At 66.6% G+C, this 17,138-nt stretch carries 15 protein-coding genes; 10 read left to right on the top strand and 5 right to left on the bottom strand.

Going from position 1 to position 17,138, the window contains the following annotated elements; all coding sequences use genetic code 11:
• Positions 1 to 22 precede the first annotated feature (22 nt).
• From pstS to J2850_RS20260, 6 genes are all read left to right on the top strand, one after another.
• Positions 23 to 1,090, top strand: a complete 1,068-nt coding sequence (gene pstS, locus J2850_RS20235) for a phosphate ABC transporter substrate-binding protein PstS (protein ID WP_209985536.1) — start codon at positions 23 to 25, stop codon at positions 1,088 to 1,090.
• 99 nt (positions 1,091 to 1,189) lie between these two features.
• Complete coding sequence (gene pstC / locus J2850_RS20240; RefSeq protein WP_209985370.1) at positions 1,190 to 2,170, top strand: phosphate ABC transporter permease subunit PstC; 981 nt, start codon at positions 1,190 to 1,192, stop codon at positions 2,168 to 2,170.
• 4 nt (positions 2,171 to 2,174) lie between these two features.
• Positions 2,175 to 3,056: a phosphate ABC transporter permease PstA gene (pstA, locus tag J2850_RS20245; protein WP_209985375.1), complete on the top strand. Its 882-nt coding sequence runs from the start codon at positions 2,175 to 2,177 to the stop codon at positions 3,054 to 3,056.
• Between the two features lie 2 nt (positions 3,057 to 3,058).
• A complete protein-coding gene (gene pstB / locus J2850_RS20250; RefSeq protein ID WP_281415002.1) occupies positions 3,059 to 3,916 on the top strand; it encodes a phosphate ABC transporter ATP-binding protein PstB in 858 nt (285 codons plus the stop codon).
• Positions 3,917 to 4,103: 187 nt separating this feature from the next.
• Positions 4,104 to 4,874, top strand: coding sequence for a class I SAM-dependent methyltransferase (locus J2850_RS20255; protein WP_209985378.1), 771 nt, complete (start codon positions 4,104 to 4,106; stop codon positions 4,872 to 4,874).
• 336 nt (positions 4,875 to 5,210) lie between these two features.
• Entirely contained in the window at positions 5,211 to 6,329 is a 1,119-nt protein-coding gene (locus J2850_RS20260; protein ID WP_209985380.1) for an HD-GYP domain-containing protein, read from the top strand.
• Between the two features lie 317 nt (positions 6,330 to 6,646).
• On the opposite strand, the gene J2850_RS20265 is transcribed toward J2850_RS20260, so the two are convergent.
• Complete coding sequence (locus tag J2850_RS20265; RefSeq protein WP_209985383.1) at positions 6,647 to 7,120, bottom strand: VOC family protein; 474 nt, start codon at positions 7,118 to 7,120, stop codon at positions 6,647 to 6,649.
• A gap of 266 nt (positions 7,121 to 7,386) precedes the next feature.
• Here J2850_RS20265 and J2850_RS20270 point away from each other — a divergent pair, with 266 nt between their 5' ends.
• Entirely contained in the window at positions 7,387 to 8,634 is a 1,248-nt protein-coding gene (locus tag J2850_RS20270; RefSeq protein ID WP_209985386.1) for a TCR/Tet family MFS transporter, read from the top strand.
• A 195-nt stretch (positions 8,635 to 8,829) separates the two neighbouring features.
• Here the strand turns inward: J2850_RS20270 and J2850_RS20275 are convergent, their stop codons facing one another.
• From J2850_RS20275 to J2850_RS20285, 3 genes are all read right to left on the bottom strand, one after another.
• The gene (locus J2850_RS20275; RefSeq protein WP_209985388.1) at positions 8,830 to 8,970 is read right to left on the bottom strand and encodes a hypothetical protein; all 141 of its coding nucleotides are present in this window, start codon (positions 8,968 to 8,970) and stop codon (positions 8,830 to 8,832) included.
• Positions 8,971 to 9,029: 59 nt separating this feature from the next.
• Positions 9,030 to 9,539 carry a DUF983 domain-containing protein gene (locus J2850_RS20280; protein WP_281415003.1) on the bottom strand — a complete coding sequence of 170 codons (510 nt, stop codon included), beginning with the start codon at positions 9,537 to 9,539 and terminating at the stop codon, positions 9,030 to 9,032.
• A 137-nt stretch (positions 9,540 to 9,676) separates the two neighbouring features.
• Positions 9,677 to 10,561 (bottom strand): NmrA family NAD(P)-binding protein, encoded by an 885-nt coding sequence (locus tag J2850_RS20285; RefSeq protein WP_209985392.1) that lies wholly within the window; start codon positions 10,559 to 10,561, stop codon positions 9,677 to 9,679.
• Between the two features lie 499 nt (positions 10,562 to 11,060).
• On the opposite strand from J2850_RS20285, the gene J2850_RS20290 reads away from it, so the two are divergent.
• The 3 genes from J2850_RS20290 (at position 11,061) to J2850_RS20300 (ending at position 16,346) form a co-directional block, all read left to right on the top strand.
• Positions 11,061 to 13,214, top strand: coding sequence for a YgiQ family radical SAM protein (locus J2850_RS20290; protein ID WP_209985395.1), 2,154 nt, complete (start codon positions 11,061 to 11,063; stop codon positions 13,212 to 13,214).
• 296 nt (positions 13,215 to 13,510) lie between these two features.
• Complete coding sequence (locus tag J2850_RS20295) at positions 13,511 to 15,313, top strand: ABC transporter ATP-binding protein (RefSeq protein ID WP_209985399.1); 1,803 nt, start codon at positions 13,511 to 13,513, stop codon at positions 15,311 to 15,313.
• 175 nt (positions 15,314 to 15,488) lie between these two features.
• Entirely contained in the window at positions 15,489 to 16,346 is an 858-nt protein-coding gene (locus J2850_RS20300; RefSeq protein WP_209985402.1) for an oxidoreductase, read from the top strand.
• A 39-nt stretch (positions 16,347 to 16,385) separates the two neighbouring features.
• On the opposite strand, the gene J2850_RS20305 is transcribed toward J2850_RS20300, so the two are convergent.
• On the bottom strand, positions 16,386 to 17,090 hold the full coding sequence (locus J2850_RS20305) for a glutamine amidotransferase (RefSeq protein WP_209985405.1): 705 nt from the start codon (positions 17,088 to 17,090) through the stop codon (positions 16,386 to 16,388).
• Positions 17,091 to 17,138 lie beyond the last annotated feature (48 nt).

The following is a 17,138-nucleotide window of genomic DNA, read 5'->3' on the forward strand; positions in this document are numbered from 1 at the left end:
GGAGTTTCTTGCCGTGAAAACGATGACTTCGGCGTTCGCTCGCTGCGCCGCCTTCGGTGCCCTGGCCGTCCTGTCCGTGTCGGTCGCCTCGGTGTCGGTCGCCTCGGCCGCCGACATCTCCGGCGCCGGCGCCACCTTCCCCTACCCGATCTATGCCAAGTGGGCCGACGCCTACAAGAAGGAGACCGGCATCGGCCTGAACTACCAGTCGATCGGTTCGGGCGGCGGCATCAAGCAGATCAAGGCCAAGACCGTGACCTTCGGCGCGTCGGACATGCCGCTGAAGCCGGAGGAGCTGGAGCAGGCCGGCCTGATCCAGTTCCCAATGATCATGGGCGGCGTCGTCCCGGTGGTGAACCTGAAGGGCATCAAGCCGGGCGAGGTCAAGCTGTCGGGCACGGTTCTCGCCAACATCTACATGGGCGAGGTCACCAAGTGGAACGACCCGCAGATCAAGGCGCTGAACCAGAACGTCAACCTGCCGAACACCGCCATCGCCCCGGTCTACCGCTCCGACGGGTCGGGCACGAACTTCCTGTTCACCGACTACCTGTCGAAGACCAGCCCTAAGTTCAAGACCCAGATCGGCGCCAACACCTCTGTCCAGTGGCCGGCCGGCATCGGTGCCAAGGGCAACGAGGGCGTTGCCAACATGGTCAAGCAGACGGATGGCTCGATCGGCTACGTCGAATACGCCTACGCCAAGCAGAACAACATCACCTACCTCGACCTGCAGAACAAGGACGGCAAGACCGTCTCGCCGAAGATCGAGGCGTTCCAGGCCGCCGCGGCCAATGCCGACTGGGCCAACAGCCAGGGCTACTACGTCATCCTGACGGACGAGCCGGGTGCCGAGAGCTGGCCGATCACCGGCGCCAGCTTCATCCTGATGTACAAGAACCCGCAGGACACCGCCGCTTCGGCCGAAGCCCTGAAGTTCTTCTCCTGGGCCTACAAGAACGGCGGCAAGATGGCCTCCGAGCTTGACTACGTCCCGATGCCGGAAAAGGTCGTCGAGATGGTTCAGAAGACCTGGTCGCAGCAGATCCAGGCCGACGGCAAGCCGGTCTGGACCGCGTCCGCCAAGTAATCGGGCCACCCCGTTCCCGGGTGCGGCCGCATCCGGGGACCTGATCCGCCGGCGGGGAAGGGGGGTAGCCTTCCCCGCCGCTCGTCTCACGGAGCGGCCATGACCGAGATCGCGCTAGCCTTGACCGAACAAGCCTCCACCACCCGACGGGCCCGCCGCCAGCGCCTGCAGGACGCGGCCTTCCGCAACGCCACCCTTGCATTCGCGCTGCTCGTCCTGCTGATCCTGGGCGGCGTCACGGTTTCACTGATCGACGGCGCGCTTCCGGCCTTGCGTGCGTTCGGCTTCGGTTTCGTCGCCACCGAGGTCTGGAACCCGGTGTCGGAGAATTTCGGCGCGCTCGCCCCGATCTACGGCACGCTGGTCACCTCCATCATCGCGATGGCCGTCGGCATCCCGGTCAGCTTCGGCATCGCCCTCTTCATCACCGAGATGTGCCCCGCCTGGCTGAAGCGCCCGCTCGGCGTCGCCATCGAGCTGCTCGCCGGCATTCCCAGCATCATCTACGGCATCTGGGGCCTGTTCGTCTTCGCCCCCTTCATGCAGTCGACGGTGCAGCCCTTCCTGATCAGCACGCTGGGCCAGATCCCCGGCCTCGGCAACCTGTTCATGGGACCGCCCTACGGCATCGGCATCCTGACCGCCGGCCTGATCCTCGGCATCATGGTCCTGCCCTTCATCACCTCGATCACCCGCGACGTCTTCGAGACGGTGCCGCCGATGGTGCGCGAATCGGCCTACGGGCTGGGCGCCACCACCTGGGAGGTGGTGTGGAACGTGGTGCTGCCCTACACCCGCACCGGCGTGATGGGCGGCGTGATGCTGGGGCTGGGCCGCGCGCTGGGCGAGACGATGGCCGTGACCTTCGTCATCGGCAACGCGCACCGCATCAGCTCCTCGATCATGGCGCCCGGCACGACGATCTCGGCCTCGATCGCCAACGAGTTCACCGAGGCGGTGGGCGACGTCTACACCTCGTCGCTGGTGGCGCTGGGCCTGATCCTGTTCCTGATCACCTTCGCCGTCCTGTCGCTCGCCAAGCTGATGCTGCTCCGCCTGCAGCGCAAGGCCGGAGTGTAAGGCCATGACCATGACCAATTCCGCCACGCTCGCCGCACCCGTCGGCGGCCTCTACCACCGGCGCCGCATCACCAACAAGGTGGCGCTGGGCCTGGCGCTGGGCGCCGCCGGCTTCGGCCTGTTCTGGCTGGTCGCCATCCTGTGGACCCTGCTCTACAACGGCCTGTCGTCGATCAACATCGCCCTGTTCACCGAGAACACGCCGCCGCCGGGCGGGGAGGGCGGCCTGCTGAACGCGATCTTCGGCAGCGTGATCATGACGACCGTCGCGACCCTGGTCGGAACGCCGATCGGCGTCATGGCCGGCACCTATCTCGCCGAGTTCGGACGCAACACCAAGCTGGCCGAGGTGGTGCGCTTCATCAACGACGTGCTGCTCAGCGCCCCGTCGATCATGGTCGGGCTGTTCGTCTACGAGGTGATGGTCGTCCGCATGGGCCATTTCTCGGCCTGGGCCGGCGCGATGGCGCTGGCGGTCATCGTCATCCCGGTCGTGGTCCGCACCACCGAGGACATGCTGAAGCTGGTGCCCAACAGCCTGCGCGAGGCGGCCGCCGCACTGGGTGCCCCCCAGTGGAAGGTGATCACCATGGTCGCCTTCCGCGCCGCCCGCAACGGCATGATCACCGGCGTCCTGCTGGCCATCGCGCGCATCAGCGGCGAGACGGCGCCGCTGCTGTTCACCGCGCTGAACAACCAGTTCTGGAGCGCGGACATGAACGCGCCGATGGCAAACCTGCCGGTGGTCATCTTCCAGTACGCGATGTCGCCGTACGAAGACTGGCGCCAGCTCGCCTGGGGCGGCGCGCTCCTGATCACGGTGACCATCCTGCTCCTCAACATCGGCGCCCGGCTGCTGGCCGGTCTCGGCACGACGAGAAAGTAACCATGACGATGACCCACATGGACGCCAACAGCCACGCCCACGGCAGCCGCATGATCCCCCCGACCGCCTTCGCGGGCGGCGAGCGCCCGATCGCCGGTGCCGGCCTGCCCGAGAAGATCAGCGTCCGCAACCTGGACTTCTTCTATGACGGCTACCGGGCGCTGAAGAACATCTCGCTGCCGCTCTACGACCGTCAGGTCACCGCCTTCATCGGGCCGTCGGGCTGCGGCAAGTCGACCCTGCTGCGCATCCTCAACCGGATGTACGATCTCTATCCCAAGCAGGTGGCGACCGGCGAGGTCATGCTGGACGGCACCAACATCCTGTCGCCCAAGCAGGACCTGAACCTGCTGCGCGCCCGCGTCGGCATGGTGTTCCAGAAGCCGACACCCTTCCCGATGTCGATCTACGACAACATCGCCTTCGGCGTGCGGCTGTACGAGAAACTGTCCAAGGCCGACATGGACGAGCGGATCGAATTCTCGCTGCGCCGCGCCGCCCTGTGGGACGAGGTGAAGGACAAGCTGCGCCAGAACGGCATGAGCCTGTCGGGCGGCCAGCAGCAGCGCCTGTGCATCGCCCGCGCCATTGCGGTGAAGCCGTCGGTCCTGCTGCTGGACGAGCCGACCTCGGCGCTCGACCCCATCTCCACCGCCAAGTGCGAGGAGCTGGTGGACGAGCTGCGCTCCGACTACTGCATCGCGATCGTGACGCACAACATGCAGCAGGCGGCCCGCATCTCCAACTTCACCGCCTTCATGTATCTGGGCGAACTGATCGAGTTCGGGAACACCGAAGAAATCTTCACCAACCCGACCAAGGAAAAGACGTCCGAATACATCACCGGCCGCTTCGGCTGACCATCGGGCCGGGCAGGGCACGCAGACGGGAAGGGGCCGCAGGACGTGCGGCCCCTTTTCCTTTTCCCATGGCCTGCACGGACGATCCGAGCGGGCGGCTTGAAACGGCCGTCCTCCGGTGCATCATGGCGGTGCGGCCTCCTGTGACCGCCGAACGCCTGACGAACCGGATGATTGGACCACCACGATGTCGAGCATTCATCGATCCGCCGCCGACGGATTTGCGGCCGAGGCCGCAAGCTATGTCCGCGGCCGTCCCGACTACCCGGCGGAGGTCGCCGACTGGCTTGCCGGCGACCTCGGACTGGGGAAAGGCAAGACCGCCCTCGATCTGGGTGCCGGCACCGGGAAGTTCACCACCTACCTCGTCCGGACCGGTGCCGCCGTGGTCGCGGTGGAGCCGGTGGCGGCCATGCTCGATCAACTGGTCGAGCGGAATCCCGGCGTCGAGGCGAAGGCGGGAACGGCGACGGCCATTCCCCTGGCCGACGGATCGGTCGACGCCGTCCTGTGCGCACAGTCTTTCCACTGGTTCGCCAATGGTGACGCGTTGGATGAGATGCGCCGGGTTCTGAAACCGGGCGGCATGCTTGGCCTGATCTGGAACGTGCGCGATGAACGCGTCGGCTGGGTCGCCGAACTGACCGGTATCATGGCCCCCTACGAAAACGGGACGCCGAGATTTTACAGCGGCGAGTGGCGGCGCCTGTTTCCGGCCGACGGCTTCGGGCCGTTGCAGGAGCGCCATTTCCATCATGGCCATACCGGACCGGCGGAGCAGGTGATCGTCGACCGGACCCTTTCGGTGAGCTTCATCGCGGCTCTGCCGCCGGAGGAGAAGGCGCGGGTGGGCGACCGGCTTCGAAGCCTCATTGCCGGCACCCAGGAACTGGCAGGCAAGGACGAGGTGACGTTTCCTTATGAAACCGCAGCGTATTTCTGCCGGAAACTGGGATGAGTGGTTTGCATCGGTCTCCAGGATTTCCGCGCCCACATACTCCGATACGTTCCGACGTTCAAAAGATTGCCACCTTTCAATCTCCCCCATATTCGTCGAGGGATTTGACGCAAATCAACGCCAACTAATGCCCTTCGAGGTGACGGTCGCCTCATGGGTTTCACTGTCTTCAGACAAACTTTCATGCCTAAGTAATGAAAAGATAGCGCGTCATACCCATTGCTGTCACAGCGAATAGTTGATTCGTAGGTTATGTCATCCGGGAGGTGTTCTTTGAACCAAATGCGGCACATGAGAGTGGGCAGTCTCGTCTGCGGGTTCGGCGAAGATCCTTGGATGGAGCAGAGTGGAGGCCTTGAAGAGCGGCTTCAGTCGTTGCATGAGGAGATCCGCGAATGGCCTGGACTGGAGCATCTGCACCGGATCGCCGTGGTGACCTACGATGCCAGGGCGGAGCGGGTCCGGACATTCGCCCACAGCAACGTCGGTCCGCGCCCCCTCGACCCCCTCTCCGGCAACCTGGGCGATTATCCTCTTCTGCAGGCCGTCGCCGAGACGGGACGTCCGTGGATTGACAATGCGATCATCTCAGTCCCCGGATCCACCGGCCCAGGCGGCCGGCTGCTCCAGCAGGGCTTCCGCTCACGCTATCTGAGCCGCATTCACTGGCAAGGCAGCCTGTATGGATTTCTCTTCCTGAACTCACGGAAGGAAGGATTCTTCACGGAATCCATCGTGTCCGCACTCATGCCGTACCGGCGGGTCATCGGCGTGCTTGTCGCATCCGAGATGACCAGCACACGCGCCATGCTGGCGGCCGTCCACACGGCCCTGGAGGTCAGCCACTACCGCGATGAGGAAACCGGCGCTCACCTCAGCCGTATGAGCCGCTACGCCCAGCTCGTCGCAGCGAAAATCGCATCGAAGCACGGTCTTTCGGACGAGTTCATCGAGTATGTGCTCCAGTACGCCCCCCTGCATGATGTCGGCAAGGTGGCGATCCCGGACAGCATCCTGCTCAAGCCCGGCAAGCTGACGCCGGACGAGTTCGGCGTCATGAAAACGCATGTCACCAAGGGCTTGGACATCATCAACGCGATGATTCACGACCACGGCCTTGGCGCTTTGCCGCACGCCGCCATTTTGCGCAACGTGGTGGCCTGTCACCATGAGGCGTTCGACGGCTCCGGCTATCCCAACGGCCTCTCCGGCGAGGCCATTCCACTGGAAGCCCGTATTGTCGCGGTCGCCGACGTGTTCGATGCGCTCACCTCGGTGCGTCCCTACAAGGGAGCGTGGACGAACGAGGCCGCGGCGGCTTTCCTGCGCGAGCAGGCGGGCAGGAAGTTCGATCCGGACTGCGTCGCAGCACTGCTCACGGACATGAGCGTCATCGAGGCCATCCAGCAGCAGTTCCGTGACGTCCCCTCAATCCCGCCCGCGCCCGGCCGCTGATGCCCGCCACGAGGAACTCGCAAATGGGATGGGCGGCCTGAGCTCCCTCGATTTCACAGACTCGGCTTCACAGACAGAATCCCCGTTATGGAGTCGCTCGGCGGACGCTCCAGCCGTCATCGAACCGGCCGCCGGCCGGCTGGCAGGCCCCGCCTTGCGCGATAACGTTTGGGGCGGCGGGAGCAGGGTCTTGGTCAAAGCCTTGGAAAACAAGGCAAAAGCAAATTCCATAATCATCCTTATGTGCCATGGGAGTGACGCCGGCCGGGGGAGCGGCAGCGTCACTCCCGGCTTGCCGCTCTCACCCTCGGATCCGGTCAGCCGCGCCGTGCTGCGGCGATCGCGGCCACGTCGATCTTCGTCATGCCCATCATGGCCTCGAATGCGCGCCTCGCTTCAGCGCCGCCAATCGCCAGCGCCTCGGTCAGCACACGCGGCGTGATCTGCCAGGAGACGCCCCATTTGTCCTTGCACCAACCACAGGCACTTTCCTGGCCACCGTTGCCGACGATGGCGTTCCAATAACGGTCGGTCTCCTCCTGGTCGTCGGTGGCGATCTGGAAGGAGAAGGATTCGTTGTGCTTGAACGTCGGGCCACCGTTCAGGCCGAGGCATGCGACGCCGGCGACCGTGAACTCGACCGTCAGCACGTCGCCTGCCTTGCCGGATGGATAATCGGCGGGCGCGCGGTGAACCGCGGTGACGGCACTGTCGGGAAAGGTTGCGGCGTAGAGGCGGGCGGCATCTTCGGCATCCTTGTCGTACCACAGGCAGATCGTGTTCTTGGCCATCGGCGTGTCCTTTCGGCGAAAGCAGCCTCAGACCTTATATCTCATCCCCTGTGGTCGGGAGCATGCCGCGACGTGCATCTCCCGAACCGGAGAGGCTCTCCGGAGGCCGTGACCGCGATACATCCGATATCGGAATAAATGCGCTTTGCAGTGCGTGGGAAATCAACTATGATCCGCCTCCTTTCATCGCCCGCCCCCTGCCCTTTTGCCGGCGCGGAGCGTCATGCCCGGCCGACACCGGCCCTTTCGTGTTTCAGGATCCCTGCATGTCTTCCGTTCTCCGGCCGCGCAAGGCCGCCATGGCCTTCATCCTCGTCACTGCCGCGCTCGACATCGTGGCGATGGGCATCATCATCCCGGTTCTGCCGGCGCTGATCGAGGAGTTCGCCGGGGCCGATGCCCAGGCCGGCACCATCAACGGCGCGCTGATCGCGCTCTGGGCCATGATGCAGTTCTTCTCGTCACCGGTGATCGGATCGCTGTCCGATCGTTTCGGGCGGCGGCCGGTCATCCTGTTGTCCGCCTTGGGGCTGGCGGCAGACTATGTGCTGATGGCGGTGGCACCGACGATGTGGTGGCTGGTCGCCGGGCGTGCGATCGCCGGCATCACCTCCTCCAGCTTCACCACCGTGTTCGCCTACATGGCCGACGTGACGGCACCCGACCGGCGCGCGCGCGCCTACGGCTTGGTCGGCGCGGCCTTCAGCGCCGGCTTCATTGCTGGCCCGCTGCTTGGCGGCCTGCTGGGTGAACTGTCGCCGCGCGCGCCATTCTGGGCCGCGGCGACGCTGAGCGGCATGACCTTCCTCTATGGCCTGTTCGTGCTGCCGGAATCCCTGGCGCCCGAGAACCGCATGGGCTTTTCCTGGCGCCGGGCCAACCCCTTCGGTTCCCTGCGCCTGTTGCGCTCGCATCCGGAACTGTCGGGGCTGGCGTTGGTCAATTTTCTGCTGCACTTCGCCCATCACGTCTTCCCAGCCGTCTTCGTCCTCTATGCGGCGCACCGGCATGGCTGGAGCGCCCGGGATGTCGGCCTTCTGCTGGCGGCGGTCGGGACGCTCGACATGACGGTGCAGGGGGTGCTGGTGTCCCGCATCGCCGGCCGGCTGGGGGATCGTGCAACGCTGTTCCTGGGTCTGTTCGGCGGCGCCTGTGGCCTGGCCTGGATGGGGTTGGCGCCGAACGGTACATGGTTCGCGCTTTCCATTGTGCCGACTGCCCTGTGTGGGCTGGCAATGCCGACCATCCAGTCGCTGATGACGCAGCGCGTCTCGGCATTTGAACAGGGGCAGCTTCAGGGTGCCAACATGAGCGTGGCGAGCCTTGCAGGCATCCTGTCACCGGTCTTCTTCGGTACCCTCTACTCCGCGTCGATCGGCGCCGGGGCCCTGTTCCCCTTCCCCGGCACACCGTTCCTGGTCGCCGGCCTGGTGCTGCTCGCCGGGGCGCTGATCGGCTGGACGGTGGCACGGCGCAACGGTCGTGCCGCGGAGGCGGATGGTATGGCAGCGTAGCCGGCCTGGGGCGGGAGCGCGGTAGCGGAGGTCATCCACGCCGATGGCGCCCCTTCGGAGGCGCGATGGCTGTTCACCAAGCGACGCCAAGGCACGACGGGGCGACAACACTGGAGTTCGTTGCCCTGTCCGCCATCCCGCCGGCCATTCGATTGCCCGGAAGCCCATGAGAAACGAGAGCCTCCGGCCAGTTTTTCACGGCCCGCTGGTTTTGTTATTCTTCTTCGCCTTCTCCTTCTTCGCTTCATCGTGATGCCACTTGATGGCGAAGAACATGCCCGTGCCCAACACGATGATCTTGAACGGAAAGAAGACGAGAGGGAACCAGTCATACATTTTGAATGTCTCCAAGCTGTGACACGACCTGTCGCCAGAGAAGCCTGACGACAGCCGGGTCAAGCGCGGGTTTTGTCTTCAGGCAGAGCTTCAGGCGGCTGGATCGGCGCGGCTGTATCGAAACGGGCCTCCTCGGCCTTGTAGAAGTACTGGCTGGCCACCAGCCAACCCTTCAACGGTCGCAAGGGCGGAATACAGGTCAGCAACAGGAACGGCAGGGTCGTGACGACATGTACCCAGTAAGGGGGTTCAAACCTTACCTCGATCCAAAGCGCCAGGATGACCGTGGGGATGCAGGCGAAGCAGATGACGAAGAAGGCGGGACCGTCAGCCGGATCGGCGTAGGAGTAGTCCAGTCCGCAGACCTCGCAGTGGGAGCGCAGCTTCAGGAAGCCGCTGAACAGATGCCCCTGGCCGCAGCGTGGGCAGCGACCACGCACGCCGGTGCTCAGAGGGGGAAGAGGCGGCCACTCCTGTGCGGATGACATCGCATGTTCCTTCGGGGCAAAAGCAGGCAATTGCTGCATGCAATGCGGCATTATATGCTCAATTACGGCATACAATGTCAACAGAAATCCATGCAATATGCGGTCAAGATTCATACAACCTTGGAGCACAGGGCACGTGCCACCGGCCCTCATCTCTGGCCGTCACCTCCAGCCGTCCTATCGAGCCGCCCTCCTTCTCCGAAGGCGGCGACCGCGATTCAGCTCTGGAAGACGGCGAGGTTGTCGATGAGCCAGTCGTGCAGCGTGCGCGGATCGCTGCCGGTTAACTCACGGACGGTCGCGGTCGTCTCGCTAAGCGCGGAGTCCCGGAACATCTGGTCGAGCCCGGTCAGCAGATCAGCGATGAGCGGCGATAGGCCGCTGCCGAGCAGTGCGGCATGCTGCTCCTCAAGTGTACGGCTTCCATAGTTGATCCGGCGCCCCAGCAGGGCCGAGAGCTCCTGCGCGATCTCCTGCATGGTCCAGGCCCGCGCACCCGTCAGATGGTAGGCCCGCTGGGAGTGGGGATGGACCTTCTCCAATAGCGCGACCCGCGCCACTTTCGCTATGTCGCGCGTGTCGATGAAATTGACCCGCCCCTGGGTCGCCGCACCCGCCCAGGCACCGCCGGCGATCTGGGGACCTGAGCGCTTCAGCACGTCGAAGAAGGCCGATGGCCGCAGGACCGTCGCGGCTATCGCCTGACGGGCAAGGTGCGCCTCGATCTTCATGTGCCAGGCGAACGGAGTCAGCCGGGTCGCAGGGCAGAGCGCCGAGAGCTTGACGATGTGCCGCACGTTGGCGGCAACGGCGGCATCGATGAGCGCGACCTCGTTTTCCACCTGTCGGGGCGAGGTGCCATGTGCCAGGAACAGCCGCTCGGCACCGCGAAGGGCGTGCCACAAGGTTTCGGGCCGGTCGAAATCGATTGCCGCGACGGCTACGCCCTCCGGCAGCGTCGCCGTCCTGGGATCGCGGGTCAGCGCGATGGTTTCGACCGGGTCGGACGCGAGAAGACTGATCAGGGTGGCCCCGACACGTCCGGTCGCACCGGCTATCGCGATCCGCGGGCCGCTTGTGCCCGAATGGTGATCTGCAGACATCTTACCTTCCCGTCGGTTCGGTTCATGTTAGGATCGGGTGGCCCCGCCCATCCGACTGACGGGCTACCGGTATGAGCAGGCCGGGGACGGCTCGCCGGGCACCGGTGCCGGAACGCGGTGAACTGTGCGTCCGTATGTCCCGGCGGGCGTCGCGCCGTCCGGTGCCGCCTGGGTCAGTCCGCAAGACAGGTGGGTCAGCCCCATCCCTTGCCACGCATGGTGCCCCAGGATCCCGAAGTGGACGATCGTACCTAGGTATGGGTGGAGGGGCTGGAAACGCGCACGGCCAAGGGGACGCGGAGCAAGGCTCCGACGGGACGGCGGTTCCGGGGCGGGCGGGGGCTTGCGCCTGCTGTGGGGCGTCCCACATAGCTGCGCAGGACAGACCACGCAATATCCCATCACCGTGCTGCGTTATCGGCGGTGGGAATTTGCCGGCCGACACGCTAAGACTATCGGCTTGTCCACCCGCACCGATTCATGAGCCCCGGAGAACGCGATGCTCGCGGCCCCCAACCTGTTCGCCGACCGCCCCGACCGGAGCGTGCGCCCGAAGGCGGCGCCCTTCCTGCCGATGTCGCGTGCGGAGATGGACCGGCTGGGCTGGGACCAGTGCGATGTCATCGTGGTCACCGGCGACGCCTATATCGACCACCCCAGCTTCGGCATGGCGATCATCGGCCGGTTGCTGGAGGCGCAGGGACTGCGCGTCGGCATCATCGCCCAGCCGGACTGGAGCAGCGCCGAGCCGTTCAAGGTGCTGGGCAAGCCGCGGCTGTTCTGGGGGGTGACCGGCGGCAACATGGACTCGATGGTCAACCACTACACGGCCGACCGTCGCCTGCGCCACAACGACAGCTACACCCCCAACGACGAGGGCGGCAAGCGCCCCGACCGCGCCGTCATCGTCTATTCCCAGCGCTGCCGCGAAGCGTACAAGGACGTTCCCATCGTGCTGGGCGGCATCGAGGCGTCCTTGCGCCGTATCGCCCAGTACGACCATTGGAGCGAGAAGATCCGCCGCTCCGTCCTGGTCGATTCGAAGGCTGACATGCTGGTCTACGGCAATGCCGAGCGTGCGATCATCGAGATCGCGCGCCGTGCGCGCGCCGGTGAATCGCCCAAGGAGATGACCGACATCCGCGGCACCGCCATCATGCGGTCGGCGGTGCCGGAGGGCTGGAGCGTCATCGACAGCAGCTCGATCGACGATCCGTCCGCGCCGGTGTCGCCACGGGCGCCGGGGGCCGACCGCATGGCGGTGCGGCTGCCCAGCTTCGAGCAGGTGACCGCCGACAAGGTGCTCTATGCCCACGCCAGCCGCGTCCTGCACCAGGAGAGCAATCCCGGCAACGCCCGCGCGCTCGTCCAGCGCCACGGCGACCGCGAGGTGTGGCTGAACCCGCCGCCGATCCCGCTGGAAATGAACGAGATGGACGGCGTCTACGACCTGCCCTATGCCCGGGCGCCCCACCCGTCCTACGGCGATGCGCGCATCCCGGCCTGGGAGATGATCCGCTTCTCGGTCAACATCATGCGCGGCTGCTTCGGCGGCTGCTCCTTCTGCTCGATCACCGAGCATGAGGGGCGCATCATCCAGAGCCGGTCGGAAGGCTCCATCCTGCGCGAGATCGAGCAGATCCGCGACAAGACCAAGGGCTTCACCGGCGTCATCTCCGACATGGGCGGGCCGACCGCCAACATGTACCGCCTCGCCTGCAAGGACAAGGAGACGGAGTCGGTCTGCCGCCGCCCGTCCTGCGTCTTCCCCGACATCTGCAAGAACCTGAACACCGACCATTCCTCGCTGGTCCAGCTCTACCGCAAGGCCCGCGCGGTGCCGGGCGTGAAGAAGATCCACATCGCCTCGGGCCTGCGCTACGACATCGCCGTGCGCAGCCCGGAATACATCAAGGAGCTGGTGACCCATCACGTCGGCGGCTACCTGAAGATCGCGCCGGAGCACACCGAACCGGGCCCGCTGTCGAAGATGATGAAGCCCGGAATGGGCGCCTACGACGACTTCAAGCGGATGTTCGACAAGGCGGCCAAGGAAGCCGGCAAGAAGCTCTACCTGATCCCCTACTTCATCGCCGCCCATCCCGGCACCACCGACGAGGACATGATGAACCTCGCCCTGTGGCTGAAACGGAACGGCTTCAAGGCCGACCAGGTGCAGACCTTCCTGCCGTCGCCGATGTCGCTGGCGACCGCCATGTATCACAGCGAGCGCAACCCGCTGCGTCCGGTCCGCCGCGTCGGTTCGGAGATGGTGTCCTCGGCCAAGGGATTGAAGCAGCGCCGTCTGCACAAGGCGTTCCTGCGCTACCACGACCCGGAGAACTGGCCGATCCTGCGCGAGGCGCTGAAGCGCATGGGCCGCGACGACCTGATCGGTCCGGGAGAGCACCAGTTGATCCCGGCCTGGCAGCCGGTCGGCGCCACCGCCAAGCCGCGCGACCATGCGGCCAAGCCGGGGGCGCAGAAGGGGCCGAAGGGTAAGGCCTTCCTGACCCAGCAGGCCGGCCAGGGACGGCGGATGGTGCCGCCGGTGGCGAAGCCGGCCGCTCCCAAGGCCACCGGCAAGCCGGCGCCCTCCTCGGCGACGCCTTCGGGAATGAAGCCGCGCCAGACCAACCTGAAGGGGCGCTGACGGCACCGCGCCATTACCAAAGAGGTATTGGCGAGCCGCGGCGGCTTTGTTATACGAGTATCCCTTTTTCACATCCTGGCCGGTCGGGAGGCTGCATGCGTATGAAGTGCCTGCTGAACGCTCCCACCCCGGCCAGCAGCTTCCGTCCGGGCCGCCACTTCTAGGCTCCGGCTGGGTGCGGCTGCGACAAGCCCCCCACCACTCCAAACACCTCCTTCAGAACGGCGGCACCAGCCGCCGTGATGCCTGCGTGCCTGCGCGCCGGCCCTGCTCCGGTTTGAAAGCCGGTTGGAATCATGGCTCAGAAACGCCCCCCGCGCGCGGATGCGATCCGCAGCGTCCTCGCCTTCACGTTCCGCCACTGGCGGCGCCAAGCACCGCTGGCGGCGGGGATCGCCGGCGCCATCGCGCTCGCGACCCTGGCCGACGTCTTCATGCCGCTGTTCGCCGGCCGCCTCGTCGATGCGCTGACCCTGCTGCCGAACGACCGCGACGCCGCCCTGGAATCGGCTCTGGCCGCCTTCGCCGCCATGGTCGGGCTCGGTGCCGGCATGGTCGTGATGCGCCATGTCGCCTGGAGCGGCGTCATTCCGCTGACCCTGCGCATCATGAGGGATGTCGGCCAGGACAGCTTCCACCGGGTCCAGCGCTTTTCCACCGACTGGCATGCCAACAGCTTTGCCGGGTCAGTGGTGCGCAAGATCACCCGCGGCATGTGGGCGCTCGACACCCTGAACGACACGCTGCTGCTGGCCCTGTGGCCATCGCTGGTGGTGCTGTTCGGCACCATGCTGGTGCTGGGGCTCCACTGGCCGGCCATGGGGCTGGTCATTGCGCTCGGCACCACGGTCTACATCGGCATGACGGTGATGTTCTCGACGCTCTACATCGCGCCGGCCGCCCGGCTGTCCAATGCCTGGGACACCAGGATGGGCGGTACGCTGGCCGACGCGGTCGGCTGCAACGCGGTGGTCAAGGCGTTCGGCGCGGAATCGCGTGAGGACGACCGCTTCGCCGGCGTTCTGGGCAAGTGGAGCCGGCGCACCGCCCGCACCTGGACCCGTCACACCCGCCACAGCACCGTGCAGCTTGCGGTGCTGCTGCTGATCCGCAGCTCCGTGGTGGCGACCGCGCTTTGGCTGTGGTGGCGCGGCCAGGCGACGCCGGGCGACGTCGCCTATGTGCTGACCACCTATTTCGTCGTGCACGGCTACCTGCGCGATATCGGCATGCACATCAACCATCTCCAGCGCTCCGTCAACGAGATGGAGGAACTGGTGGCCATCCATGCCGAACCGCTCGGCGTCGAGGACCGGCCGGACGCGGCCCCCATCCGCATCGGCAAGGGCGAGGTGCGCTTCGACCATGTGACCTTCCGCTATGGCGGCCACACGACGCCGCTCTACCACGACCTGTCGCTGACCATCCCGGCCGGACAGCGCGTCGGGCTGGTCGGGCCGTCGGGGTCGGGCAAGACCACCTTCGTCAAGCTGATCCAGCGGCTCTACGACGTGACCGACGGCCGTATCCTCATCGACGGACAGAGCGTGGCCGGGGCGACCCAGCAGTCTCTGCGCTCCCACATCGCCATCGTCCCGCAGGAGCCGATCCTGTTCCACCGCACGCTGGCGGAGAACATCGCCTATGGCCGGCCCGACGCCACCATGGAGGAGATCGAACAGGCGGCGCGGCTGGCCAACGCCCACGACTTCATCGCCCGCCTGCCGAAGGGCTACGCCACGCTGGTCGGGGAACGCGGCATCAAGCTGTCCGGCGGCGAGCGCCAGCGGGTGGCCATCGCCCGCGCCTTCCTGGCCGATGCCCCGATCCTGATCATGGACGAAGCCACCTCCAGCCTGGATTCCGAATCCGAAGCGCTGATCCAGGAGGCGATCGAACGGCTGATGCAGGGACGGACCGCGATCGTCATCGCCCACCGGCTGTCCACCGTGCGGACGCTCGACCGCATCCTGGTCTTCAACCATGGCCGGGTGGTGGAGGACGGCAGCCATGCCGCCCTGATGCATCGGACAGGCGGGCTGTACCGCCGCCTGTTCGAACAGCAATCGGCTCCCCCGCCGCTTCGCATGAACGGGTGAGGCGGGTCCCCTCCCCCACTGTCCCAAGGGGGCAACGCCGCGAGGGGCGAAAGGCCAGTGGACGGGTGCGGGGGCCGGCGTATCTTCCTGCCGGGCGCTCGTGCCGCACCCGCACATGGGCGCCCGCCCCCACCCGCGCGCCCGGCTGGCGCCACACCGTGACCCAGGAGTTTCCATGGCACAGAACGCAACGGACACGCCCGTCTGGTTCATCACCGGCTGCTCGACCGGTTTCGGCCGCGAACTGGCCCGGCTGGTGCTGGAGCGTGGATGGCGCGTCGCGGCGACCGCGCGCGACCCCGGCACGCTCGGCGACCTGCTGGCCGGGCATGACGGGCGCGGCCGCGCGGTGGCGCTCGACGTCACCGATCCCGACCAGGTCGCGCGTGCCGTGCGTGAGACTGAACAGGCGTTCGGGCGGCTGGACGTGGTCGTCAACAATGCCGGCTACGGCTATCTCTCCGCCATCGAGGAGGGCGAGGACGCCGAGATCCGCGCCATGTTCGAGACCAACGTCTTCGGCCTGGCGGCGGTGACGCGCGCCGTTCTGCCGGGCATGCGGGCGCGGCGCAGCGGCCATATCGTCAACATCTCCTCCCAGGGCGGGATGATCGGCTTCCCCGGCTCCGGCTATTACGCCGCCACCAAGTTCGCGGTGGAAGGGCTTTCGGAATCGCTGTCCAAGGAAGTCGCCCCGCTCGGCATCCGCGTCCTGATCGTGGAGCCCGGCCCGTTCCGCACCGACTGGGCGGGGCGCTCGCTGAAACAGTCGGCGACATGGATCGACGATTACGAGCAGACCGCCGGCACGCGGCGCAAGCAGGTCTCCGGTTACAGCGGCAAGCAGCCCGGCGACCCGGTGCGGGCGGCCGAGGCGATCATCACGGCCGTGACGGCGCCGAACCCGCCGCTGCGCCTCGTGCTCGGCCGCCCGGCCCTGGAGGGCGTGCGCGGCAAGCTGCGCTCGGTGCTCGACGAGATCGACGCCTGGGAGGAGACGACGCTCGGTGCCGATTTCCCGGACGCGGGTTGAGGCGACCGGCGGCCGGTGCGCTCACACGGCACCTTTCCGTCAACGCTGGCCGAGGCCGGCGATCCAGTCGGCGAAGAGGCGGGAGCCGGCGTCGCGGAGCACCGGGCCATGGCGCTTGCTGTCGGCCCTGAGCTGCCGGGGGTCCAGGCCGGCCGCCGCGATCTCGCAGGCATGGCCGACGAGCCAGCGTTCGATGTCGGCGCCGTCGACCTCGCCATGGAACTGCAATCCGAGTGCGTTCCGCCCGAGCGAGAATGCCTGATGGGCGCACAGGTCGGTCGAGGCGAGGAGCTCGGCGCCGGCCGGGAGGTCGAAGGTGTCGCCGTGCCAGTGCAGCACCGCCGCACCGTCGAGATGGGCGAGTGGAGAGGCGCGCCCCGCCTCGGTCAGCGCGAGCGGTGCCCAGCCGATCTCCTTGCCGGGACCGGGATAGACGCGCGCGCCGAGGGCGCGCGCCATCAACTGGGCGCCGAGGCAGATGCCGAGCGTGGGAAGGCCGGCCGCCAGCCGCCGCTCCAGGAGCCGCAGCTCGTCGGCGAGGAACGGGTACCGGTCGTCCTCATAGGCGCCGACCGGCCCGCCAAGCACGACGAGAAGCTGCGCGTCCGATGGGTCGATGCCCTGCAGGTCGTCGATTCCGGCGTCGTGGACATGCAGCGCATAGCCCGCCCGCCGCAGGATCGGCTCGACGATCCCGAGCCCTTCGAAGGCGATGTGGCGGATGGCGATGGCGGTCGGGGTCATGGCGGTTCTCCTCGGTGCAGGGTGGTGACGCAGCGTGGTGCGCAGGGC

The organism is Azospirillum picis (assembly GCF_017876115.1).
GTDB lineage: Bacteria > Pseudomonadota > Alphaproteobacteria > Azospirillales > Azospirillaceae > Azospirillum > Azospirillum picis.